The following is a 25,522-nucleotide window of genomic DNA, read 5'->3' as shown; positions in this document are numbered from 1 at the left end:
CGCGATGAACCGCGTGCAGAACACCGGGATCAACCACCCGAAGCCGTTTTACAACGAAGAGCAGAGCCGTCTGAAGAAGGCCGAGCTCGACCGCTACATGGACAAGAAGATGGCGGAGTGGAAGGACACCGTCCCCTTCGCGTCCCACCTGACCGAGCCCGAGCTCCACCAGGCGTACTACCGCCGCACCCTCATCGAGCACGTGTGGCGCATCCGCCTGTCCCGGGTCAGCCAGACCAAGGCCATCTACAAGATCGCCCAGGTCGCGCCCAGGGCCGCCCGCGACTACGCGCAGTACCAGGCCGACGAGATGCTCCACGACAAGCTCTACATCAGCGACGCCGCTGCCGCCGGCGTCACCGAGGAAGAGATCCTCGCCACGGAGCCCTACCTCTCCACCCGCCTTCTGGAGGGCTTCTTCTACTTCACCCTGGAGCACGAGTCGGCCCTCGCCCCGGTCGTCTCCAACTACCTGGTGGAGTACACGCAGGTCAAGCTCCAGCCGGCCATCGTCGAGAACCTCCAGAACCGGCTCGGCAAGGAGAACGTCAAGGGACAGGCCGCCCACCTGCACGTCGACACCACCGAAGACCACTCCCAGGAGATGTGGGACATCCTCCACCAGCTGATCTTCAGCGAGGAGGACTTCCAGAAGGTGTTCAAGTACATCGACGACGTCCAGGAGATCCTCGCGCTGTTCTTCCGGGAGATCTACGAGGACACCTTCGCCAAGCACGTCGAGGCCACCGTGTGACCCGCGAGGCATCCCGCACCGCCGTGGCCGGCGAACCGTCCACGGCAGGCGTCCACATCCGGGCGCGGTAGGAGCGCGGGGTCTTGCGACGGGCCCCGGTCGCGATGCCGGTCGGGTGCCTGTGAGCCGCCGCAGGGGCCGCCGGGCAGCCATCGCCCGGCGGCCCCCGCACCGGCCCCACCCCACCCACCGCACCCTCGCCGCCGCCCAAGCAAAGAGAGGAACCCCGCGCATGTCCGCACCCGACACAGCCGCGTTCGTCAAGGAGTACCAGGAGAACGGCTTCGCGGTCGCCGAGCGTCTCTTCGACCCGAGCGAAGTCGCCGAACTCAACACCGCCATCACCGACATCCTGGCCGTCCCCGACATCGGCTCCGTCGCCGAGGTGGAGCCGGGCGACAACGGCATGGCCCGCCGGATCTGGTCACCCACCAAGCAGCACTCCGCGTTCGAGCGTGCCGCCGCCCACCCCGCACTCCTCGACCACGTCGAGGCACTCATCGGCCCCGACATCCTGTTCCACTACAGCAAGCTCCACCTCAAGGCCCCGCAGGTGGGCAGCGTCGTGGACTGGCACCAGGACTTCTCCTACTACCCCCACACCAACACCGACCTGGTGACGGCCCTCGTCTACCTCGACGACACCACCACCGAGAACTCCGCCCTCCAGGTCATCCCCGGCTCCCACCACCGCGGCCTCGCCGACCACTACGTCGACGGCTACTTCCGCGGCAAGGTAGCGGGCGCCGACGCCCCCGACCCCGCGCTCGCCGTGCCCATCGAGGCACCCGCAGGCAGCGTGGTCTTCATCCACTGCCTGCTCCTGCACTACTCCTCCCCGAACCTCTCCGACCGCTACCGCCGCGCCTTCCTGCCGGCCTACCGGGCGGCCGACGCCTACCCGATCCACTTCGGCCCGCACGCCGGCCACAACGAGCCCGGAGTACAGCTGCTGCGCGGCAGCGTGTCGGACACCGCGCGCGTGGAAGGCGGGGCATGGCGTCTCCCGCTCGCCGAGCGCCCCTTCGGCTCCCTCTTCCAGCTCCAGGAGGGCATCGACAAGGCCGAGACCGCGGCGACCACCGGGTACGCCACGCTGGAGGAGGCGAAGTGACAGCCCCATGAGCCCCCCGGACGTGACGGTCGTCCGCGCCTGCCTGCGGGACGGCGCGGGCGGCAGCCCCACGGCCGTCGTCCTGGAGGACGACGGCCACAGCCCGCCGGACGACGACGAGCTGCGCCGGATCCCCGTCGCACAGGGCACCTCGCACGCCGTGTACATACGTCACGTCGGCGACACGACCGAGCTGCGCTTCTTCACCGCCGAAGGGGAACTTCCCGCCTGCGGCCACGGCACGGTCGCCGCCCTCGCCCTCCTCGCGGCACGGCACACCGGTACCGGGCCCTACCGGGCCACCCTCCGTGCCGGGGGGCGCGTCTTCGCCGGCCGGGCCGAGCGTGACGGCGACCTGATCACCGCCGCCTTCGACCCCGGACCCGTCGACCTGCGCGAACCCACCGCACAGGAACGCACCCTCGTTCCCGCGGCCCTCGGCCTCACACCCCAGCAGGCCCCACGAGGCATCCGGATCGCCGGCGTGGGCCGCGAACGCATGCTGGTGCCGCTGCCCACCCGGGCCGCGGTCGCCGCCCTGCGCCCGGACCCCGACCGCCTCAGGGCGGCCTGCGACCGGTTCGGCCTGCTCGGCGCGTACGTCCACTCGCAACCCACGCCCCACGGCGCGCTCGCGGCCCGGATGTTCGCCCCTTCGGCCGGCGTCGACGAAGACATCGCCAACGCCAACGGCACGGCCTGCCTCGCCGCACACCTGGCCGGCCAAGGCATCCGCCGGATCACCGTCGACATGGGCGACGCCCTCGCCAGCCCCGCCACCGTCACCGCCACGGCGGACACGGACCTGCGTGTCGAACTCGGCGGCACCGCACGGGTCCCGACGAAGTGAAACCAACAGACTTCTTGAACGATCGGAAGGTGAGAACGTGGTCGTCAGTGGCTTGCCCAACCAGCCTCAGTCGGACTCGAACGAGCTGAGAGTGCACTGGAACTCGCCGCTCAGCGGGCAGCAGAAGGCGTCGGGAAAGTACGGGACCGGCCAGCTCGACTTCGACGCAATCGTCGACTTCGCGCAGGAAGCGGACAGCCTGGGAGTCGACTCGCTCCTCATGGGCATCGGCAACCACATGCCCGATCCGCTCCCGATACTCGGCGCCCTGGTCCGCGAGACCAAACGCGTCAAGTTCCTCCTCGCCTACCGGCCCGGCCTGCTCCCGCCGACACTCTTCGCCCAGGTCGTCAACACCGTCTCCTGGATGTCGGACGGACGGATATCCCTCAACCTGGTCGCCGGAACCTCCCCGGTCGAGCAGGCGTACTACGGAGACTTCCTCGCCCACGACGAGCGCTACGCACGCTCCAACGAATTCCTCGACATCCTCCACCGCCTCTGGCGCGGTGAGACCCCGCTGACCTACGACGGCGACCACTACCGCGTCAAGGACGCGCAGGTCGGCCTGGGATACAAGGGCGCAGGCCGTCCCGAGATCTACATCAGCGGGGCATCGCAGGTCGCACAGCAGACCGCCGTGGACCACGGCGACTGCTGGCTGCGCTACGGCGACACCCCCGAGGGAATGGCCGCGGCGGCCAAGCCCGTCCTGGCGCAGGGCGGCCGCGTGGGAACCCGCATGCACGTCCTGGCGAGGGAGACCCGCGCCGAAGCACTCGCGGACCTCGCCGACCTGATGCGCGATCCCGACGAAGTACACCGCAAGCGGATCGCGGACGCCGTGGCCGCCTCCGACTCCGTGGCGGTGAACACGTCCTTCCGGCTCGCCGAGTCCGCGGACTCCGACTGGCTCTCTCCCATGCTGTACTCCGGTGCCGTGGCATACCGCGGCGGCCCGGCCCTGTGCGTGGTGGGCAGCTACGAAGAAGTCGCCGCATACCTCTACGAGTACAAGGCAGCCGGAATCAGCGAGTTCATCTTCTCCGGCTGGCCGACCCAGCAGGAGATGCGGATCTTCTACACCCGGGTACTGCCGCTGCTGCGCCAACACGAACGCGCCGGGGCGCAAGGCAAGCAGACCGGTCAACTTCTCAGCCCTGAAGCAGTGAGCTCGTAAGCCCCGGTCCGTCGAGCCGCATCGCGCCCCCGGCCGCCCCCTGCGAACAGGGCGGTCACGGGTCGCGTCCACCAACTCCAAGAGGTGTTGAGCCCTTTGTGGTCCGGGTCCGTTGAGGAGAACCCACGCCGGGCGGGCACGATCGCGCACGCCGGCCCCGGCGGCGTGGCCGGCCCGCCCGGCAGGACCACACCGACGACACAGGACAGCACCCCCGTCGGTGCGACTGCTGCCCGCCCTGTGCCCGCACCCGGGGCACACGGGCGAGAGGCCCTACGCGTCCACCCCGGCCACCACCACCGCACCACCCCGGCCAACCGCGCACCGGACGCGCCCTCGGAGCCGGTGCGGCCCAGCGCGGTGCGGGGCCCGGTCACCGACCTGACCGGGCCACACCCCCTCACCCGAGCCGCCCAGCCCTTCGAGGCCGATCGGGCGTCGGTCGCGTGACGGGGAGCCCGGCGCAGCAGGCCCTGCGAGGTGAACCGGCCCCCATCGGATGGCGCGTCCGGGCCCTGGTGGCCGGCTACAGCGTGTCCGCCTACGGAAACTTCCTCAACCTGATCGCCCTGAGCCTGTTCACCTACCACCTCGTGGGCACCGCCCTCGGCATCGGCGCGGTGATGGCGCTGCGGCTGTTCTCCGGCGTGCTGGCCGGCCTGGGCGCGGGCACGATCACCACCGCACTGGGCCGTCGCACGGTCATGATCGGCGCCGACGCGGCGCAGGCCGCCGCCATGACGGCACTCGCGCTCAGCGCCCACAACCCCTCACTCGCCCTGCTCCTGGGCGCGGTCGTCGTGCTCGGCGCGGGCAACACCCTGTTCACCGTGGCGCTGCGCAGCGCCGTACCGGTGATCGTCGGCCACGACGAGCGCAGACGGGCCAACGGGCTGCTGGTGACCGCACGTTCATTCGCCACCGTTCTCGGCTTCGCCTCGGCCGCCGGCATCATCGCCCTCGGCGGGTACGGCCTCGCGTTCGCGGTCAACGGGGCCAGCTTCGTGGTGTCGGCCGCGACGGTACTGGCCCTGCGGCTGCCCACCGACGCGGACACCGGCGCGGACACCGGCGCAGCCACTGAGCCGGCACCGACGCAGCCGATCCCGAAGCGGCCGCCGGGCGCCGGCGCCGGACGTCTGCTCGCGGGAATTCCGGGACTGCTGCTCGCCATGCTGCTGCTGCGGGGCACCGACGCGTTCGCCTCCTCCTCCCACAACGTGGCCCTGCCGATCGTGGCCGGCCTCACGTACCCGGACGATCCGGCCCTGTTCATGACCGCGTTCTGGGCCGCCTGGGCCGTGGGCACCTCCCTGTCCTATCAGCTGCTGAAGCGTGTGCGCGGGGAGAAGGTGTACGGGGCGCGGGTGTTCGCGCTCGGCACCGGCCTCATGTCCCTCGCGTTCGTGCTCGCCTTCACCCCCCTCCCCATGCCCGCCCTGATCGGGGCGGCCCTCGTTGCCGGCCTCGCCGACGGCTGCACCGAGATTGTGTACGTCTCGCGCCTGCAGGCAGCACCGGATCCGGAGCGCAGCCGGCTGTTCGGCCTGTCCGCCTCCGCGGAAACGGCCGGATTCAGCCTCGGCATGCTCGGCGCCGCGGCTGCACTGGAGGCCTTTCCCGCGCTCACGGTCGTCGCCGCGTTCCACGGCACCGCCCTGAGCGGGGCACTGGCCCTCTGGCTGTACATCGCCGTGCGCCGCCACGGTGCGCTCCGCCCGCACCACCAGCCGTCCTGATTCCAAGGCACCACCGACCGCTGAAGAAGGGGACACACATGGCACGCGTACGGGGGCAGGCCCTGTGCCGAGGACCTGAGCCGGAGCTCACCGCGAACGACCCTCGCGACGCGGTCCAGGCCCTGCTGGCGGCCGCGGCCGCCGAGGACGGGGCGGGAGTGGTCACGGTGGGGCCGCAGAACTCCTGCGCCACGCTCACCTACCCCCAACTCCTTCACCTGGCACGACGGTTCGTGACCGGGCTGCACACGCACGGGGTGCGGCCGGGGGACACCGTGGTCCTGTGCGGGCTCCCACTGGCCGAGTTCTTCCCGGCCTTCTGGGCCTGTGTCCTGGCCGGAGCCGTGCCCGTGGCCCTCTCCGACCCGCCCACCGCCGGCCCGGCCGCCCTGCAACGACTGCGGCACACCCGCACACTGCTCGACCACCCCCTCGTCGTCACCGACGCCCAAGGAGCGGCCGGCCTCACGGGCACCGAACCGGACGGGCCGGTGGCGGTCGCAGCGAACTGGGCACAACACCCGCCGACCTACGAGCACCATGCCCCCCACGCCTCGGACACCGCACTGCTCATGCTCTCCTCCGGCAGCACGGGCGCACCCAAAGCGGCGCGGCTCACTCACGGCGGACTCGCCGACTTCGCGGCCAGCGCCCGCCGGATCCTGCCGGTACGGGCCGGCGACACCTTCGTCAACTGGCTGCCGGTGGACCACAGCGGGGCATTCCTCCTCTACCACGTCCTCCCCGTCTTCACAGGCTGCACGAACGTGCACGCACCGACCCGAACAGTGCTGACCGACCCGCTGCGCTGGCTCGACCTGCTCCACGAGCACCGCGCCCAGCACGGCTGGGCACCCACGTTCGCGTACCGGATGGTCACGGACGCCCTGGCCGGACAACCCGACAGGAAATGGGACCTGAGCGCCCTGACCTCCCTGGTGTGCGGCGGTGAGCAGATCGTCCTGCCGGCCCTTCGCGCCTTCCTCGACGCCACCTGCCACTTCGGCGTCCGCGAGAACCACCTCGTCCCCGCCTGGGGCATGGCCGAGACCGTCACCGCGATCACCTACGGCCGCCTCGACCGGCCGGGAACCGTGCACCGCCTGGTCAAGTCCACCCTCGGCGGCGAACTGCTGAGCGCCGACGACGACACCCCGGACGACCAGTGCGTCACCTTCGTCGCCGCCGGATCACCCGCCCACGGGACGACCCTGCGCATCGTCGACAACCACGGGCAACCGCAGCCCGGCGGCAGGATCGGACGGCTCCAGGTGCACGCGCCGGCCCGCCTGACACCGGGGTACGTCGACAACCCGAGCGCCGATGCCGCCGCCTACCCGCAGGGCCACGACTGGCTGGACACCGGCGACCTGGCGTTTCTCACCGAGGACCAGGTCGTCATCACCGGACGGCAGAAAGACGTGATCATCCTCAACGGGCACAACGTGTACGCCCACGAGGTCGAGACCGCCGCGACGGCGGTGGCCGGGGTGCACGCCGGTGAGGTCGCCGCCTGCGGGATACCCGACGCAGAGCGGGGAACCGAGCAGCTCGCCGTGTTCTTCGTCGGCCACGGCACGGACGACGACGCCCGCATCGCACGGCAGGTGCAGGCGCAGCTGTTCACACGCCTGGGCCTGACCGCCGCACATGTACTGCCCGTCGCACGGGACGAGTTCCCCCGTACACCCGCCGGCAAAGTACGGCGCGGCGAACTGCGCGACCGGTTCCTCGAAACACGCCCGGGCACGGACCCCGGGACGCGTGGCGACCCCGGCAGCCAGGCCGCACCGGGCGACGACATCAAACATGCGGTACGTGAGGAACTGGCCACCGTCCTGGGCCACCCCGCCGGGGCACACACCCCCTTCTACGAACTCGGCCTGACCTCCGTGCAGCTGGTGCGGCTGCGGGGGCGTCTCGAAGAGCGCCTGGGCCGGGGGATAGCCCAGACCGTCCTGTTCGAACACCCCACGGCAGCCGCGCTCACCACCCACCTCTGCACCGCCCAGGAGCCCGTGACACCGGCGGACCGCAGCAACGGCGAGAACACGGACCGGCGGATCGCGGTCATCGGCATGGCGCTGCGCTTTCCCGGGGCCGACTCACCGGAGCGCTTCTGGCAGAACCTGCGCGACGGCGTCGACTGCCTCACCGTCTTCGACGACAACCAACTGGCAGCAGCCGGCCTCACCCCCGAACAGGCAAAGGCTCCCGACCGCGTCCCGGTCGCCGGAGTCCTCGACAAGGCACTGGACTTCGACTCCGACTTCTTCGCACTCAGCCCCAAGGAGGCCCGGCTCACACACCCCGCACACCGCCTCTTCCTGGAATGCTGCCACCGGGCCCTGGAGGACGGCGGCTACACGGGCACCCGGCAGAACACCAGAATCGGCGTGTACGCCGGCACCGGCATGCACCTCTACGACCACCAGCAGGACACACCCCCCACCCACAGCGAGAACCACGAGCACGACGGCACCGACCCCGTCACCGCCATGCAGCGCACGATCGGGCAGCAGCCCGACTTCGTCGCCTCCCGCGTCGCCTACCGGCTCGGCCTCACCGGCCCCGCCATCGGCGTACAGACCGCCTGCTCCACCTCACTGGTCGCCGTACACCTGGCGGCACAGGCACTGCTGAGCGGTGACGCCGACATGGCACTCGCCGGCGCCGCCGCAGTCCACCTGCCCCAGGAGACCGGCTACCGCACCCATCCCGGCTCCATCCTGTCCCCCTCCGGGCGCTGCCGCGCCTTCGACGCCGACGCCGACGGCACCGTCGGCGGCAACGGGGTCGCAGCCGTCCTGCTCAAGCGCCTGGACCGGGCACTGGCCGACGGCGACACCGTCCACGCCGTGATCCTCGGCTCGGCGGTCAACAACGACGGCGCGCAGAAGGCCGGCTTCACCGCCCCCGGCGTGGCCGGACAGGTGGCCGTCGTCCGTGAGGCACTGCGCCGGGCCGCGGTCCCCGCCGACACCCTCACCTACGTGGAGGCACACGGCACCGGGACACCACTGGGAGACCCCATCGAGTTCGAGGCACTGGGCCGAGCGCTCGCACAGGACACCGGACAGACCGGGTTCTGCACGGTGGGCTCGGTGAAGCCCGCCGTCGGACACCTCGACAGCTGCGCCGGCATGGCGGGCCTGATCAAGACGGTCCTGATGCTGCGCCACCGCACCCTGGTGCCGACCCTGCACCTGAACGAACCCAACCCCCAACTGCGACTGGACGGCGGACCCCTGCGCCTGGGCACCGACCTGCAGCCCTGGTCCGTACCCGCCGGGACACCCCGGCGGGCGGGGGTCAGCGCACTCGGTGTCGGCGGCACCAACGCCCACATCATCCTGGAGGAAGCCCCGCCACGCCGCCCCGCACCCGCGCCCGGCCGTCCCGTGCTCGTCCCCCTGTCCGCGCGCGACACCGAAGCCCTGCGGGAGCTGACCGGGAACATCCGCACCCACCTGCGGACCTCACCGGACACAGCCGCCGCCGACGTGGCCGCCACACTGGGGCGCGGCCGCCCCCACCACACCGCGCGCCTCGCCGTGGTGGCCGCCGACGCCGCGGAACTCGCCCGGGCCCTGGAACAGCAGCCGCCCGCCCCCGCACCGTCCGGGCCCCTGGCCTTCGCCTTCCCCGGCCAGGGCAGCGCCCGCGCCGGCATGGCCCGCGGCATCCACGCCGGGTTCACCGAAGCCCGTTCGGTGCTGGAGCGCTGCGAGCGCGTCTACGCCCAGGAGTTCGGCGGCACCCTCATGCCGATGCTGCTCGACGAGACCGGCGAGGCCGGTGGTGCGGACGGTGCCGCAGACCGGGTGTGGCCCACCCAGGTGGCCCAACCCGTCCTGTTCGCCCACCAGGCGGCGCTGCTCGCCCTCTGGCAGGCTTGCGGAGTGCGGCCCGCCGTCCTGTTCGGCCACAGCGTCGGCGAGTACGCCGCCCTGTACGCGGCCGGAGCGTTCACCCTCGAGGACGGGCTGCGCCTCACCGCCCGGCGCGGTCACCTGATGCACCGCGCGTGCCCGCCCGGCTCCATGCTCGCGCTCCACACCGACCGGGCGACCGCCGAACGCGTCGCCGCGGCAACGGGCCTCGAGGTGGCAGCGGTCAACGGGCCCCGCTCGCACGTCCTGTCGGGAACACCCCAGGCCCTCGCCGAGGCCGAGCTCCTGCTCGACCGCGACGGCATCGGCCACCGCGCCCTCCCGGTCGACCGGGCCTTCCACACAGCCGCCCTCGACACCGCGCTGCCCGACTTCCGCACCTGCGCCGAGGAGATCGCCTACGCACCTGTGCGGGTGCCCTTCGTCAGCGGTCTCGACGGCGAGACGCGCCCCGCGGGCTGGACCGTCGATGCCCAGTACCTGTGCGCCCAGGCGCGGCAGCCGGTCCGCTTCGACCTGGCCGTGGCCACGGCGGCGGACCGGGCCCCGGGCGGTTTCGTCGAAATCGGCGCCGGAAACACACTCAGCGGCCTGGGCCGGCACTGCATCCCCGAAAGCCGCTGGCTGAGCGCCCAAGGCACCGGCGACGACACCACCGGGCAACAGCGCGGCGTCCTGCACTCGCTCGGCGAGCTGTACCGTGCCGGGACAGACCTGGACTGGGAGGTCCTCGCACCCGGCGGAGGCCGGATTCCGCTGCCGGGACACCCGCTGCGACGCCGAACGATCGCGCCTCCCGCACTGCCCGCACCTCCCGCGCAAGAACTGCGGCACGCCACCGGCCCGGTCGACACCCCCCAGAAGCCGCCTGCGATCCAGACCCCCGCCGCCCCCGTGGCCCCTGCCGCCCCCGCCGACCCCGTTGCTCCTGCAGGCCCTCCCCGCCTGTCGGACGAGGCCGAACTGCTCACCGAGATCCGCGAACTGACCGCAGTCAAACTGGGCGCCGCCCTCGCGGACATCAGCCCCGACCGCTCCTTCCTCGAGCAGGGCGCCGACTCACTCGCCCTGATGGGGGCGGCCGCAGACCTGGAACGCCGCTACGGCGTGCGCCTGCCCGTCCGGGAGTTCTTCGAGGAGGCGGACACGCCGCGCAAGCTCGCCGAACGCCTGGTCCAGCTCGGCGCCCAGGTGACCGGAGGACCACCGCAGGCCACTGCGGGACCGGTGACCGGAGGACCACCGCAGGCCACTGCGGGACCCGCACCGCGGGGACCCGCACCGCAGGACGTGCCCGCGCATCTCGACGTGCCCGCGCATCTCGACGTGCCTGCGCACCTCGACGTGACCACCCCCCACCCCGCCTCGGCAGCGCACCGCGCGCCCTCCCTCGCAGCGTCACCTTTGCCGGAGCCGCAGACCACTCCCGGCCCCGAACCAACCCCGGCCACACCGGACATGCCACCGGCCGTACGCGACCTGTTCGCCCAGCAGCTGGAGCTCACCCGGCACCTGGTCGACCAGGTGACCGGCGTCATCAACCGGCAGATCGACGCCATGCCCCCCGCCGGCCCACCGCCGCACACGGTGCCCGCCGCCCCGCCGAAGACCCAGGCAGCACCCTCCAGGCCGGCGACCGCCCCCGCCGCCACACCGGCCGGGGCAGCACCGCCTTCCACCACGGTGACCACCCCCTCCACCGCGCCGGTCACCCCGGCACCCGGCGGCCCCGCACCGCAGCCGGCCCCCGCCCCGGCCCCCGCCCCGTCCACCGCCACCGCACCACCACCCGCCACCGCCGCGTCACCCACCGCCGCCGTCGACTTCAGCCTCTACTTCTTCGGCGACTACCCCGACGACGCCGCCCACGACAAATACGACCTGATCATGCTGGCGTCCGAATTCGCCGACCAGCACGAATTCCACGCCCTGTGGCTCCCCGAGCGGCACTTCAACTCCTTCGGCGCACTCTTCCCCAACCCCTCCGTCCTCGCCGCCGCCCTGGCCGCCCGTACCCGCCGCATCCGGCTGCACGCCGGGTCCGTCGTCCTGCCGCTGCACCACCCCGTCCGGGTCGCCGAGGAATGGTCGGTGGTCGACAACATCTCCGGCGGCCGGGCGGGCCTGTGCTTCGCCGCCGGCTGGCACGCCACCGACTTCGCGCTCGCCCCGGACGCCTTCGGGCGCCACCGCGAGCTGATGTACGAGCAGGCGGACACCGTGCGCCGGCTGTGGTCCGGCCAGCCGCTCACCCTGACCGGCGGGGACGGCAAACCCGTCGACGTCACGCTGCACCCCAAACCCCTCCAGGAACAACCGCCCCTGTACGCCGCGGTGGTGGCAAACCCCGACAGCTACCGGCAAGCCGCCGCCCACGACCTGGGCATCGTCACCAACCTGATGGCGCAGACGGTGGAGCAGCTGGCCGAGAACATCGCCCTGTACCGCCGCACCCGCGCCGAGCACGGCCTCGACCCGGCCGCGGGCCGCGTCGTCGTACTGGCGCACACCTATCTGGGCCCGGACGCGGCCCAGGCGCGGGCCGAGGCCTACCAGCCCTTCGTGTCCTACCTGCGCTCCTCGCTGTCCCTGTTCAACCAGGTCACCAACAGCCTCGGCTTCGACGTGGACCTCGCGAACACCCCCGAACAGGACGTGGAGTACCTGCTGGGCCGTGCCTACGAGCGCTACTGCGCCTCGCGTGCCCTGATCGGCGACGAGTCGACGGCCGCCGAGACGGTGGCCCGACTGGTGGCGGCGGGTGCGGACGAGATCGCCTGCTTCGTCGACTTCGGCGTGCCCGCGCAGCAGGTCCTGGCCGCCCTGCCACTGATCGACCGCCTGCGCCGGCGACAGCACACGCCCCCCGAGCACCGGGCGCAGGACGACTCCGGTGAGCGCGGGCCGCTCACCCCGGCCCAGCGCCGCATCTGGTTCCTGGAGCAGCTGCACCCCGGCACCCGCATGTACCACGAACCCAAGGCGATCCGCCTGGACGGGCCGCTGAACACCGAGGCGCTGGGCCGGGCCCTGCAGCAGGTCGCCGACCGCCATCCCGCGCTGCGGACCGTCTTCCGCGAGGCGGACGGCGTCCCCTACCGGCAGGTCCTGCCCCGCATGACGCTCGACTGCCCCGTCGAGGACCACAGCGGGACGGGCGAGGAGGAGGCACTGCGGGCGGTGCTGGCCACCGAAGGCCGACGCGTCCTCGACCTGAGCCGGGGCCCCCTGCTGTCCGCCCGGCTGCTGCGCCTCGCCCCCGAGCGGCACCTGCTGTTCCTGCTCGCCCACCACATCGCCTTCGACTCGTCCTCCACCCAGGTACTGGCCCGCGACCTGGCCGCCTACTACCGCGCCCGGCCCGACGGCCGACCCCAGCTCCCCACCCTGCGCGACGCCCTCGCCGAGCCCGCCACCGACCCGGCGGCGACCGCAGCGAGCCTCGACTTCTGGCGGCGCGAACTCACCGGCGTACCGGATCTGGAACTGCCCACCGACCGGCCGCGCCCACCGGTGCGCACCGGCGGGGGAGCGAGCCTGTCCCACACGCTGGACGCCGAACTCATGGAACGCGTACGCCAGTTGGCCGCCACCCAGCGGGCCACCGTGTTCATGGCGCTGACCGGTGCGATCGGCGCCGTACTGGGCCGCTTCGCCGGCCGGTCCCACTTCGCGCTCGGCACCGCCGTCGCCGCCCGGCCCGAGGGCGCCGAGCACACCATCGGGCTCTTCCTCGACACGGTTCCGCTCCGCCTGGACCTGAGCGGCGACCCGGACTTCGCCGCCGTGCTGCGCCGCGTCCGCGACACCAGCACAGCGGCGTACGAACACCGCGACGTCCCCTTCGACCACCTGGTCCAGGAACTGGCCCCGCACCGCGACCCCGGCTCCAACCCGCTCTTCCAGGTCATGGTCGAGTACGAACGCGAGGGCGAGGTCGACTTCGACCCGCCCACGCTGACCGCCACGCTCCTGGACGCCCCGAGCGAACGAGCCCCCTTCGACCTCAGCATCTACCTGACGCACCACCGCGAAGGCCTGCGGTTCATGGTCGAGTACGACACGGCGCTCTTCGACCGGGCCACCGTGCACCAGTTCGTGCAGTACGTGGAACAGCTGCTGCGCCGGGCCCTGGACGCCCCCGGCCTCCCCCTCGCCGAACTGGCCGCCCCCACAGCCGCCGACCGCACCGTGCTCGCCCGGTGGGGCGGATTCGACGAAGAGGCCCCCACCGGCCCGGACACCCTGCACGGCCTCTTCGAGGAGCAGGCCCGGCGCACACCCCAGGCCCCCGCGCTCATCCACGACGAACTGACCCTCCCGTACGCGGAACTGGACGCCCACGCCCGACGCCTCGCCCACCACCTGCGCCGGCAGGGCGCGGGCCGCGGCGAGCGCGTGGCGATCCTCCTGCCGCGCGGCCCCGAACTGATCACCGCACTGCTCGCCGTCCTCAAGAGCGGGGCCGCCTACGTTCCGCTGGACCCGTCCGCGCCGACACCCCGGCTCAACGGACTCCTCGACGACAGCCTCCCCGTCCTCCTGCTCACCAGCGCGGCCACCCTCCAACGGCACCCGACGCTGACCACCGGGACCACCCTGCTCACCGAGGACACCGACACATCCGAACCCCTCGCGGACCTGCCGCCGGACCCCGAGGTACGGGCCGAGGACCCCGCCTACTGCATCTACACCTCGGGCTCCACCGGCCGGCCCAAGGGCGTCGTCGTCCCCCATCGCGGCCCGGCCGCCCTCATACGCAGCCAGCTGACCCGGCACCGCCCGCTGCGCACCCTGCAGTGGACCTCACCCGCCTTCGACATCAGCGTCCAGGAGATCTTCACGACCCTCGCCTGCGGGGCCGCCCTCGTCCTCATCGACGACGAGGTGCGCCACGACCCGCAGGCGCTCACCCGCACGGCCCGCCGCCACGCGGTGCAGCGGCTCTTCATGCCGTGCACCCCGCTGCGCTACCTGATGGAGACCGGGCCCGAACTGCCCGCCCTGCGCGAGGTGTTGCACTGCGGGGAGGCGCTGCAGCTCACTCCGGCGCTGCGCCGCTTCCTGGCCGGCCACCCGCAGTGCTCCCTGTACAACCAGTACGGCCCCACCGAGACGTCGATCATCGTCACCTCGCACCTGGTCGTGCCCGGCCAGGAGCAGTGGCCGCCGATCGGGACGCCCGTGCCCGGGGCGCGTATCCAGCTCCTCGCCCCGGACGGGCGCGAGGTGCCGGTGGGTGCGATCGGCGAGATCCACGTGGGCGGCACACCGGTCGCGCACGGCTACCACGGCCTCCCGCAGGAGACGGCGTCCCGCTTCGTCGACGACGGCGCCGGAGCGGTCCGCTACCGCACGGGTGACCTGGCCCGCTGGCGCCCGGACGGCACGCTGGAGTACCGGGGCCGCCTCGACGACCAGGTCAAGATCCGCGGACACCGGGCCGAACCCTCCGAGGTACAGGGGGCGCTGAGCGCACTGCCCGGGGTGCGCGACGCGGCCGTGGTGCCGCGCCGTGACGCGCACGGCGACATGGAACTCGTCGCCTACGTCGTCCCGCAGAACGCCGAGAACGCCGGGACCGCCGAGAACACCGACAGCACCCCCCTGGCACAGCTGAGGGACGCACTCGCCCGCGAACTGCCCGACCACCTCGTCCCCGGCCGCTGGGTCGCCCTGGAGCGGCTCCCGGTCAACACATCCGGAAAACTCGACCGGAGCCGCCTGCCCGAGCCCCGCGCGGCCGACACCCCGCACACCGCGGGCGCCGAGCCCACCACCGTTCTGGAGAAGTCCCTGCACGAACTGTGGTGCACGGAACTGGGCACCCGGTCGCTGCCCGTGGACCGGTCCTTCTTCCAGCTGGGCGGCCACTCACTCAGCGCGATCCGCCTGCTGCACCGCATGGCCGACGAACTGGACGTACGGCTCTCGATGGCGGACTTCTTCCGCAACCCGACGATCAGGGCACTGGCGGCGCGGGCCGAGAACGCCGACACGGCGGGCAACGCCGACACGGCGGACAGCAGCGTCACGGCGGGCAACGGCACGGCCCCGGCCGCGGTCCTCGCCGTCACCCCGATGACCTCGAGCCTGCGCCGGCTGTGGCGGCGCCACCACGAACGCAGCGACCCCTGCGTCTACAACGTGACGCACCGCGTCGACCTGCAGGGGGAGTTGGACCCCGACCACCTGAAGCGGGCACTGGCCGCCCTGGTCGCCCGGCACGACGCGCTGCGCAGCCGGTGCGTCCAACGGGACGGCAACCACCTCCTCGAGGTGCTGGCCGAGGTGCCCGTGGAGGTCCCGGTCGCCGATCTGAGCGCGTACGCCACCGACGAGGACGGCCTCGCACGCTGGTGCCGCGACGAGGCGTCCGCGCCCTTCGCCATGGACCACGCCCCGCTGTTCCGTTTCCGCATCGCCCGGGTCGCCGCCGGCCGCTGGATCCTGCTGGCCGTGCTGCACCACGCAATATGCGACGGCTGGTCGATGAACGTGCTGTGGCAGGAACTGCAGGAGCTGTACAACGCCGCCTGCCGGGGCACCCGTCCTCAACTGCGTCCGCCCTCCGCACAGTTCACGGACCTGGCGCGCGCCGAACACGAGCTCCCCGCGCAGCGGCGCCGCGACCTGGAGGAGTACTGGCGCCGTGAACTCGACGGCGCCCCGCTGAAGCTGAACCTGCCCTACGACCACCCCCGCCCGCCCACCCTGTCCGGGCGCGGCGCCCTGCACACCCGCACACTCGACGGCCGCACGGCCCGGCAGGTCGCCGAGACGGCGGCCGGCCTGGGCACCACCCCGTACGCCGTCTGGGCAGCCGCCTTCGCCGCCTGGGCCGCGCGCCGCAGCGGCTGCCCCCACGACGTGGTCCTCGCGGCATCCAGCGCCAACCGCGCCCGGGCGGGGTGCGAGGGCGCCGTCGGCTTCATCGGCGACGCCGTCCTGCTGCGCGCCCGGGTCGGCGACGCCGTCACGTTCGCGGACCTGGTGGACCAGGTGGGTGCCACGCTGTTCGCGGCGCTCGACCACCAGGACCTGCCGCTGAGCGAGGTGGCGGGGCTGCTGGATGACCGCCTGGCCGGCGAACTCTTCCCCACCGTGCTGTTCACGGTGGTCACCGCCCCGCCGCCCGCCCTGGACCTGCACCGCCTGACGGCGACGATCAGCGGTGTCTCCGTCCACGCGTCCGCCCGCAACGAGCTCTACGTCGTCGTGCACCCCGGCCCGGAGCGGACGACCCTCACGTTCGAGTACTCGACCGACCTCTTCGAGCCGGCCACGATCGAGAGCTGGGCGTCCGACCTCGCCGGGAGCCTGGCGCGGGCGACGGCCGACCCGTCGGCCCTCATCGCATCGCCGGCCGGCCCGGCCCGGGCCGGGCAGGTCACCGGATGAGGGGGAGGGCCCCCGGCACGGAGCCGAGGAGAAACGCCTGCGCAGGCATTCGTCCCCGACACCTCGAACCGTTGAGGCTTTCCGGCCGGCGGATTGCGGAACAACCGTCCGGACATTCGATCAGAATTCCGGTCCCGGCCGAATTCCGGCACCGCCCGCGGCGGCACCGGAACTCGGCCGAATCACCGCCCACGGGTTTATCACCTTCACCCCCATTTGTTGCAACGGCCCGGAGAAAGCCTGTTGCACCAAATTCGAGACACCCGCGACGGGCGCCCGGATTCCCTTGCCGATGACGGCAGTTGAGCTAAGAAAGTGGTTGTCGGATGATTGAACGCAACGTAAGTTTTTAAAGGCAAGTAATTTGAAGGTGCTGATCCTCTGACCCAGGTCACGGCGGATCGCGGCCCCGCCAGTGTGCGAACAGAGGGTTGATTGATCATGGTGAACTTGACCGTAGAAGCGCTCGAGAGCGTCCACGGACGCAGTGCCGCCGGCCTGCGCGTGAGACTGGAGGCACTCGTCGACAAGGAATGGGTCCTGCTCGCCGAGCGCAAGACGGACGAGCGCGGCCGGATCGACGACTGGGACAGCCCCGGCGAAAGCCAAGGCCTCTATCAGATCGTGTTCGACGTCGACCGGTACTTCTCCGGACTCGGCCTGACCCCCACCTGTCCGGAGGTCGTCACCACGTTCCGGATCTCCGGCGAGCAGGCCCAGTGCCGGGTGAGCCTAAACTTCTCCCTCCACCACTACTTCGTGGCCTTCACCTAGACCGCGGGGCCCCGTCACCGCTTCGAGACGGACAAGGATGGGCCCGGCGGACTGCGGCGGCATCGCGGACACGAGTTCCCGCGCCTGGGCCAGGGACTGCTCGGCAGCCTCAACGTCTCCGCCGGCCCGCAGGGCGGCGTGCAGGACGATCAGCGCCTCGGCCTCCTCCGCGGGAGCACCCATCAACCGGAACAGAGGCAGCGCACGGCGCAGGTGCACGACCGCCTCCCGGGCGTCCTCGGTGGCGAGCGCCAGCTCCCCGAGGGTCACCAGGGTACGACCCGTGATCAGCCGCTCGCCGTTCGCCTCCGCGCGCGCCAGCGCGCGGTGCAGGGCCGTGGCGGCCCCCTTCGTCTCCCCCTGCATCAGCAGGGCGGAGCCGATGCCGTGCAACGCGTACGCCTCACCGGTGTGGTCGCCGATGAGCAGGACGATGTCCAGCACCTGCTCGAACGCGTGCAGAGCGGCCCCGCAGTCACCGCGATCCAGATGCGTCTGCCCCAACCGGTGCAGCACCTGCGCCTCGACACGACGGCCGTTGCCCTCCCGGCTCAGTCGCAGCGCCTCACTCAGCAGCGGCCCCGCCGCGGCGTCGTCACCGCTGTCCAGCCGTAACTGCGCGAGGTTGTGCAGAACATAAGCCACCGCGACCAGCCCCTCGCCCTCCCTGAACACCTTCAGCGCCGCCTCGTAATGGGCGGTGGCCTCGTCGTGCCGGCCGTGGATCCGGGCCAGGTACCCCAGTCCACGGGTGGCCAGAGCGCGACCGAGCTCGTCGCCGATCTCCCCGAAAATAGTGGCAGACCGCAGGAAATGGGCCTCCGCCGAGGCGAAGTCCTGCTTCGTCACGGCGAGCGAACCGAGCGAGTGGAGCGTCGCCGCCTCACCCACCCGGTCACCCGCCCTCCGGCTCGCGGCGAGCGCCACCTCGTGCGTGTCACGCCAGTCGTCGAGGCACACCTGAGTCTCCATGAACGTCACCGCAGTCACCGCGAGCCCCCAGCAATGCTCGGTCAGCCCCATCATGGCCGCCCGCCGGACACAGGCCAGCAACGAGGAACGCTCCCTGGAGAACCACTGCAGGGGCTCGGCCAGGATCCGCTCCACCAAGGTGCCCGGCAACGTGTACAGAGAGACGTCAGGACTCCTGATCAGGACGTCCTGGCCGTACTCACGGTCCCGCGCGTTCGTCAACAGGAAGAGGAAACACCCCAGCACCCGGCGGACAGCCGCCTCACGGGCCTCCGTGCTCTCCTCGGCCACCAGCCGCTCCCGGGCGAAGAGCCGGATGAGACTGTGCAGCCGGTACTGCCGGTGACGTCCGCTCGCCACACCGACGATGTCGAGCAACTGCGCGTCGGTGAGCTCGTGGATCAGATCGCGCACCGTCATCTCGGGAAGGTCCAGGAGCGCCATCGCCGCCCAGAGGGAGAACGGCCCCTCCTCCAGGATGGCCAGACGCCGGAACAGACAGCGGGTGCCCTCGCCCAGACTGTCGTACGTGAGGGAAAGCCCCGCCCTGATACCGACATCGGCGTACTTCAGCTCGTCCAGCCTGCGCGTCTCGTCCTCAAGACGCTCCACCAGCTCGGCGATCTCCCAGTGCGGCCGGGCAGCGAGGCGGGCCCCGGCAATGCGCAACGCCAGCGGCAGGTGCCCGCACAACGCGGCCAGAGCCTTCGTGGCCTCCCGCTCGTCCGCGGCGCGCTGCGCCCCCGCCATACGGCCCAGGAGATCGGCGGACTCCTCCGGCGAGAACGTGGTGATGTCCACCCGAACCGCACCGGCGAGACTGCCGATGTGGCGCCGGCTGGTGATGATGACGGCGGAGGTCGGCCTGCCCGGCAGAAGCAGTCTGATCTGGCTCTCCTCCGCGACGTTGTCGAGAATGATCAGCACCCGCCGCTGCGCCAGGAGCGCCCGGTACATCTCGGCCCGCTCCTCCACGTCCTCGGGAATCGCCGTGCCCTTGACGCCCAGGGCGCGCAGGAAACGTTCGAGGGCCTGCGCGGGCGACACCGGTGCGGAGACCCCGCCGTGCAGTTCCGCGAAGAGCCGGCCGTCGGGAAAGTCCGCGGCGACCTCGTGGCCCATGTGTATCGCCGTGGCGGTCTTGCCGACCCCCGGCTTCCCCACGAACGTGACAACGGGCACCGCCAACGCAGACCTGCCGTGGTGCGACACCAGCAGCTTGCGGACATCGGCGACCAGCCCCTCACGCCCCGTGAAGTCGGCGACGGCGGCGGGCAGCATCTCCGGCACACCGGGACCGGCCGGCGCACCGCCGTACGCAGGAACCGCCGCGCGGCTCTCCGGGAGATCCAGCCGAGGGTCCGTGACCAGCATGGAATGCTCGAGCTGCCTCAACCGGACATCGGGTTCCACACCCAGTTCGTCGAGCATGAGCTTGCGGGTCTCACGGTAGACGTTGAGCGCCTCCGCCTGGCGCCCGGAGCGGTACAGGGCCAGCATGAGCTGGCCGCGCAGCCGCTCACGGAGCGGGAACTCCGCGATGAGATCCAAGAGTTCACCCACGAGCACGCTGTGCCGGCCCAGCGCGAGCCCGAGCCGGATGTGCTCCTCCGTGGCAGTGATGCGCTGCTCGGTGAGCCGGCCGGCACCGGACTCGACGACCTCGCCGGATAAGCCCTCCAGAGGGGAGCCGCGCCACAGCCCGAGCGCCTCACGGTAGGTGGCCGCCGCCTCCTCCTGCCGCCCCCCGTCATGCAGCTTGCGCGCCCTTGCCACGAGCGAGTCGAAACGTAAGGCATCGAGACTCTCCTCGTCCGCACGGACCAGATAGCCGTGAGGGTGCGTGCTGATGACGTCCTCGACGCCGTGAACCCCGAACAGGCGCCGCAGCCCCGAGACGCTGATCTGGAGCTGAGCGCGTGCCGTCGCCGGCGGAGTGTGCCCGTACACGGCACGGATGAGCCGGTCGGAGCTCACCACCTGGCCGGCGTGGAGCAGAAGGGTGGCGAGCACGATCCGCTGGCGCGCACCGCCGAGTTTCAACGGCGTACAGCCGACGTTCGCCCGAAGGGGACCGAGGATGCCGAACTCGACTGCGGATCGGCAGATCTCACTATCGTCCCCGGACACGGTCTGCTCCACGTGGTTTCCCCCCAAGGAACGTGTGTCACTCGCAGAACTCTAAAGATCAGCCGGTGAGCGAGTCAACGATTCCATGAGGCTCGGTCCCAGGCGCTATTTACAGTGCTCTCCGACGGCACGAAACTCTCCCTCCATGCCGACCAGGACCGCGTTACGTGACATGCCCCGCCGCCGGACCGACCCGGCCTCGGTGCGGCCCTGCCGCACCAGATCCGCGGACACCTGTCAACATGCCGATTTCCCCCACCGGTTTGACGGACCCTCAAACCGTCGAGCCCACCGATGAGGTCCTCCTCGGCCGCTTCCTCCTTCCCTTCCGGCAACGGGAGAGGTACGGCTCCGCAAGGAGGCCGGCCCCGAGAAGCCGGCCGGCCCGGCGAATTCCGGCAACTGCCGGCCCGGCACGGCCATCCCCCCTCGAACTCCCCGCGGCGCGACGAAAAACGCTCCGCCCGGCCGGTCCGCCCCCAGGGCCGATCCCGACCTGCAGGTACACCAGTTCGCCGAGGCATCCAGAGAGTTCCTGCACGCCCACCAGCACGGCCCGCCGCCACCTCTATTGTCTCCCTATTGTTTCCGCCAGTTCATCGATCGCGACCCGATGTCACGGCTTGCCAAGCTATAGCCATCCTCAAGCAGCCGCCGACAGGCCGGAAACTCCGGAAGTGGGAGACAATACACATGAGCAGGAACTGGTCGATTCGCGCAGCACACGCAATTCTTCTCGCAGCCGCCATCACGAGCGTGGCCCCACAGATGGCGACGGCCGCCGTCCAGGCGGACCAGCCGCTGACGGCCACCAGGGAAACGGACGACGTGCAGCCTCCCACCGACGAGCCCGACCCGCACAACCCGTGGGGATGAGCGGCCCGTACCGGTGCCGCAGAGCCACCGGTACGCGCCGCCTTGGCCATGTCCTGGACAAGCGCTCCACAGAGGATGGGAAACAGCGTGGACATCGATGTACTCGGTGCACTGACGGTGCGGGAACAGGGCGTCTCGGTCACGCCCACCGCTCCCAAGCCGCGGCAGGTACTCGCCCTGCTCGCCCTCAACGCCAACCAGGTCGTCCCGGTCACCACAGTGATCGAAGAACTCTGGGGCACCGAACCCCCACGCAGCGCACGCCCCACACTGCAGACCTACATCCTGCAACTGCGTGAACTGATCGGCACAGCACTGCGCCAGTCCGGCACCGCGGTGCCGCGCTCCGCCAAGGACGTACTGATGACCGTGCCCGGCGGCTACCTCCTCAGGACCGGCGAAGGGCACAGCGACGTCCGCGAGTTCGAACGGCTCGCAGGCATCGGATACCGGGCCATGGACGCCGAGGACTACCCGCAGGCCGCCAAACGCCTGAGCGAGGCACTCTCCCTGTGGACCGGGCAGCCCCTGGCCGACGTCCAGACCGGCCTCCATCTGGAACCCCAGGTCAAAAGGCTGGAGGAGAGCCGGCTGTGCGCACTGGACCAGCGCATCGACGCCGCCCTCCGGCTCGGCCGCCACCGTGAACTGCTCGCCGAACTGACCGTACTCGTCAGCCGGTACCCCACCCACGAGAGCCTGTGCGGACAGTTCATGCTGGCCCTGCACCGCTCCGGCCGCCGCGGCGAGGCCCTCAACGCCTACCAGCGGCTACGGACCACACTGATCCGCGACCTCGGCCTGGAACCGTCCGCCGCCCTCGTCAAGGTGCAGCGCTCCATCCTCCTCTCCGGCCCCCTCACCGCCACAGGCGGTACCGGACTCAACGGGATGACCGCCGACCGGGGCCTGACCCGGACCGGCTGACCACCCGACCAGCAGACCACGCACGCCCCACGGCACCCCTGTGCCCGGACCCAGGTGCGACCTCGACCGCACAGCCACCCGACAGCCACCCGATACCGCTGCGAAAAGGGGGAGCGAACTCGGTTGCAAATGGATGGAGTTCGGCGCCCGGCAGACACGGGACCGCTCCTTGGCCCGGCCCGGCCGGAAATGGGGACAGCACCCACCGCATGCGTCCAGCAGTCCCTGCGGGACCTGGACACCGCGTACCGGAACTTCTTCGACGGCCTCAAGGGCAGGCGCCCGCGCAGGGGAGCGCCCCGGTTCAAATCCCGCAAGGACAACCGGCAGGCCGTCAGGTTCACCGCGAACGCCCGGTGGAAGATCACGACCGGCGGGGACCTGTCGTTGCCGAAGATCGGTGATGTGCGGGTCAAGTGGTCCCGCGCCCTGCCCTCGGCCCCGTCCTCGGTGACCGTGGTCAAGGACGCCGCCTGCCGGTACTTCGCGTCCTTCGTCGTCGAGACCGAACCCGGGACACTGCCCGACAGCGAATCGGTCGTCGGCATCGACCTGGGCCTGTCGCACTTCGCGGTCCTCTCCGACGGCACGAAGATCGACAGCCCTCGGTTTCTGCGCCGGGCAGAGAAGAAGCTCAAGCGGGAACAGCGTCGCCTGTCCTGCAAGGCCAAGGGAAGCAACAACCGAGGAAAAGCCCGGCTGAAGGCCGCCCGCGCTCACGCACGGGTGGCCGACGCGCGGCGCGAGTTCCACCACCAGCTCTCCACTCGGATCATTCGCGACAACCAAGCGATTGCCCTTGAGGACCTGGCGGTGAAGGGGCTCGCTCGTACCGCGAAGGTCGGCCGCGGCTTTCACCGCATCGGACGGTTTGAGCCGACCTCCCAGGTCTGCTCACAGTGTGGTGTCAAGGACGGCCCCAAGCCTCTCCACGTCCGAGTGTGGACGTGCGGGGCTTGCGGGGCCGTCCTGGACCGGGACATCAACGCGGCGGTCAACGTCGCCAAGGCCGCCGGACTGGCGGTGTCAGCCTGTGGAGCGCAGGTAAGACCGGTACTCGTACCGGCCCAGCGCAGTGAAGCAGGAACCCACCGAGACGGTCAGCCGACCGTGGCAGGAATCCCCGGGCTCTAGCCCGGGGAGCGGAAGTCAAACGTCGGGCTCCGACATGGTGCTCATGGACGACGGAATGACCCTGATCCGCGCCTTGGGGGAACCGTATTCTGCAGCGAGCAACTTCGTGTACGGAGCTGAGCGTGAGCGGTTCCGACCAGCATGCGAACTCTGCCGTGGGCCAGAAGCCACGGAGGAACCGCCCCTTGTGCGGGCCCGTGTGCGCCTCTCTCGCGGAAGCTCTTTGCCTGCATCCCACTGTGACAGGGCGTGGTCGCCAGGATTGATCGTTGAACAAGCCCTCAACGTTTGCGTGACGCGCCAGGGATGTTCCGGGGGACGTCACCGGGACAAGGCCAGCGGATTATCAACCCTGTAGGTGTTCCGGCCGACAGGGAAACTGCTCTGCTGAGCGCCGGTCCGAAAGGCCGCTATGCCACGTCATGCCCTTGGCCCAGGAGGTGCTCCGACCGAGGGCAGATCAGTTTCCGTGTGAACAAGTCAAAGGAGGACATCCCGTGAAGGAAAACTTCCGCGTCTCCCTGCGAACTGAAAAGCCGCGCTATCGGTTGGGTGAGCCGATTCTGATCACATTTGAGATCACCAATGTCAGTGACCAGGATGTCCGGTTGCTGGTATGGAATACGCCGATGGAGAGTGAGGAGGTATTCGAGTATTTCCAGGTTCGCTACGCAAGCACCGTTGTGCCGTACGACGGCCGGTTCGTCAAGCGCGGTGATCCCGAGGCGTCTTCGTACCAACTGATCCGAGCCGGACAGAGTGTGATCGTGACTGACGATCTGTCTTCGGCATATGCGATCTACCGGCCGGGCACCTATAAGGTCACGCTCAGTACGCGCATCCTGGACGCCCTTGCACAGGATCCCGATACACCCGCTGCTCGTGGAGTCCAGGAACACCGGGGCTTTGCAGTCGACCCGGTTGACGTGACATTTGAGGTGGCCGAGGACGGCGAGCCACGCCAGACGGTCGCGGAGAAGGTACGCCGCGAGCTCGGAGGATCACAGCCGCCGACCCCGGGTGTGATCTCAGCGAAATTGGCTCCTCTCGTTCCCGTGCTGGTGGGAGGAACTGCGGAGGAACAGCAGAAGGTGTACACGGCGCACGAGAATGCTGGTGCATTCGCGCAGAGCGCGATGCAGCAGCTGACGTGGACACGTGGGCCCAAGAACGACCTCTCCACCGAGTATTTCGGCGCCCACGATGCCGGACGCTACGCGACTGTTCGTCAGCACTTCGCGGACATCACGGGTGTGGTTGCCGGCCAGCAGGTCACCTACGACCTCACCGGCGAAGGATGCCAGAGCGGCTGGTACGCCTACACCTACAAGAACACCAGGAAGATCTGGCTCTGCTCCAATTTCTGGGGCGCCGAGACCACAGGCCTGGACTCGAAGCTGGGCGTGGTGGTGCACGAGCTCAGCCACGCCGTCTCCAGCACCGATGACCTGGCATATGGGCAGTTGGGGGCGCGCAATCTTGCATCCGCGGAACCGTCGAACGCGGTACGCAACGCCGACAACCACGAGTACTTCACGGAAACCCTCGCCGAGCGAGTAATCACCGCACCCGTCCTGTGGGGGGACGGCAAGGCGTACATGTTTGTCGCCGGAAAGTACTACCGGTATGACGTCGCGTCCGACAAGGCCGACGACGATTACCCTCAGCCAATTGCCCCTCACTGGCCCGGCCTCTTCGAGGACCGTGTCGATGCAGGTGTGGTGTGGCCGGACGGCAACGCGTACTTCTTCCGCGGATCCCAGTACGTCCGGTACGAG

At 70.7% G+C, this 25,522-nt stretch carries 12 protein-coding genes; 11 read left to right on the top strand and 1 reads right to left on the bottom strand.

Annotation, left to right across the window (positions count from 1 at the left end):
- The first annotated feature begins 4 nt into the window (after positions 1-4).
- The 7 genes from ACFW9O_RS35020 (at position 5) to ACFW9O_RS34990 (ending at position 17,705) form a co-directional block, all read left to right on the top strand.
- Entirely contained in the window at positions 5-754 is a 750-nt protein-coding gene (locus ACFW9O_RS35020; protein WP_384615059.1) for an iron-containing redox enzyme family protein, read from the top strand.
- A 232-nt stretch (positions 755-986) separates the two neighbouring features.
- The gene (locus ACFW9O_RS35015; RefSeq protein ID WP_384615057.1) at positions 987-1,868 is read left to right on the top strand and encodes a phytanoyl-CoA dioxygenase family protein; all 882 of its coding nucleotides are present in this window, start codon (positions 987-989) and stop codon (positions 1,866-1,868) included.
- Positions 1,869-1,875: 7 nt separating this feature from the next.
- On the top strand, positions 1,876-2,718 hold the full coding sequence (locus ACFW9O_RS35010; protein WP_384615055.1) for a PhzF family phenazine biosynthesis protein: 843 nt from the start codon (positions 1,876-1,878) through the stop codon (positions 2,716-2,718).
- A gap of 37 nt (positions 2,719-2,755) precedes the next feature.
- Positions 2,756-3,898, top strand: coding sequence for an LLM class flavin-dependent oxidoreductase (locus ACFW9O_RS35005; protein WP_384615054.1), 1,143 nt, complete (start codon positions 2,756-2,758; stop codon positions 3,896-3,898).
- Between the two features lie 446 nt (positions 3,899-4,344).
- Positions 4,345-5,637 carry an MFS transporter gene (locus tag ACFW9O_RS35000; protein ID WP_384615052.1) on the top strand — a complete coding sequence of 431 codons (1,293 nt, stop codon included), beginning with the start codon at positions 4,345-4,347 and terminating at the stop codon, positions 5,635-5,637.
- Between the two features lie 38 nt (positions 5,638-5,675).
- A complete protein-coding gene (locus ACFW9O_RS34995; RefSeq protein ID WP_384615050.1) occupies positions 5,676-16,931 on the top strand; it encodes an amino acid adenylation domain-containing protein in 11,256 nt (3,751 codons plus the stop codon).
- Positions 16,932-17,372: 441 nt separating this feature from the next.
- Entirely contained in the window at positions 17,373-17,705 is a 333-nt protein-coding gene (locus tag ACFW9O_RS34990) for a hydroxyisourate hydrolase (protein WP_351166372.1), read from the top strand.
- On the opposite strand, the gene ACFW9O_RS34985 is transcribed toward ACFW9O_RS34990, so the two are convergent.
- Positions 17,664-20,807, bottom strand: coding sequence for a BTAD domain-containing putative transcriptional regulator (locus ACFW9O_RS34985; RefSeq protein WP_384615047.1), 3,144 nt, complete (start codon positions 20,805-20,807; stop codon positions 17,664-17,666). The genes ACFW9O_RS34990 and ACFW9O_RS34985 overlap by 42 nt on opposite strands.
- 693 nt (positions 20,808-21,500) lie before the next feature.
- Between ACFW9O_RS34985 and ACFW9O_RS34980 the strand changes: the two genes are divergently transcribed.
- The 4 genes from ACFW9O_RS34980 to ACFW9O_RS34965 form a co-directional block, all read left to right on the top strand.
- Positions 21,501-21,683 (top strand): hypothetical protein, encoded by a 183-nt coding sequence (locus ACFW9O_RS34980; protein WP_384615045.1) that lies wholly within the window; start codon positions 21,501-21,503, stop codon positions 21,681-21,683.
- Positions 21,684-21,770: 87 nt separating this feature from the next.
- Positions 21,771-22,610 (top strand): BTAD domain-containing putative transcriptional regulator, encoded by an 840-nt coding sequence (locus tag ACFW9O_RS34975; RefSeq protein ID WP_384615043.1) that lies wholly within the window; start codon positions 21,771-21,773, stop codon positions 22,608-22,610.
- A 189-nt stretch (positions 22,611-22,799) separates the two neighbouring features.
- Positions 22,800-23,744 carry an RNA-guided endonuclease InsQ/TnpB family protein gene (locus ACFW9O_RS34970; protein ID WP_384615042.1) on the top strand — a complete coding sequence of 315 codons (945 nt, stop codon included), beginning with the start codon at positions 22,800-22,802 and terminating at the stop codon, positions 23,742-23,744.
- A gap of 497 nt (positions 23,745-24,241) precedes the next feature.
- Positions 24,242-25,522 (top strand): M35 family metallo-endopeptidase (locus ACFW9O_RS34965; protein ID WP_384615040.1); only part of this gene is annotated, 1,281 nt, incomplete at its 3' end.

The organism is Streptomyces sp. NPDC059499 (assembly GCF_042749285.1).
Lineage (GTDB): Bacteria > Actinomycetota > Actinomycetes > Streptomycetales > Streptomycetaceae > Streptomyces.
The sequence above is the reverse complement of the archived record's forward strand: the minus strand, read 5'-3'. Positions and strand labels throughout refer to the sequence as shown.

What these genes read in the sequence shown, in the direction of transcription:
- ACFW9O_RS35010 (WP_384615055.1), top strand. Translation starts at nt 1,876, where the DNA reads ATGAGCCCCCCGGACGTGACGGTCGTCCGCGCCTGCCTGCGGGACGGC.
- ACFW9O_RS35020 (WP_384615059.1), top strand. Translation starts at nt 5, where the DNA reads ATGAACCGCGTGCAGAACACCGGGATCAACCACCCGAAGCCGTTTTAC.
- ACFW9O_RS34980 (WP_384615045.1), top strand. Translation starts at nt 21,501, where the DNA reads ATGAGCAGGAACTGGTCGATTCGCGCAGCACACGCAATTCTTCTCGCA.
- ACFW9O_RS34990 (WP_351166372.1), top strand. Translation starts at nt 17,373, where the DNA reads ATGGTGAACTTGACCGTAGAAGCGCTCGAGAGCGTCCACGGACGCAGT.
- ACFW9O_RS34995 (WP_384615050.1), top strand. Translation starts at nt 5,676, where the DNA reads ATGGCACGCGTACGGGGGCAGGCCCTGTGCCGAGGACCTGAGCCGGAG.
- ACFW9O_RS34970 (WP_384615042.1), top strand. Translation starts at nt 22,800, where the DNA reads ATGGGGACAGCACCCACCGCATGCGTCCAGCAGTCCCTGCGGGACCTG.
- ACFW9O_RS35015 (WP_384615057.1), top strand. Translation starts at nt 987, where the DNA reads ATGTCCGCACCCGACACAGCCGCGTTCGTCAAGGAGTACCAGGAGAAC.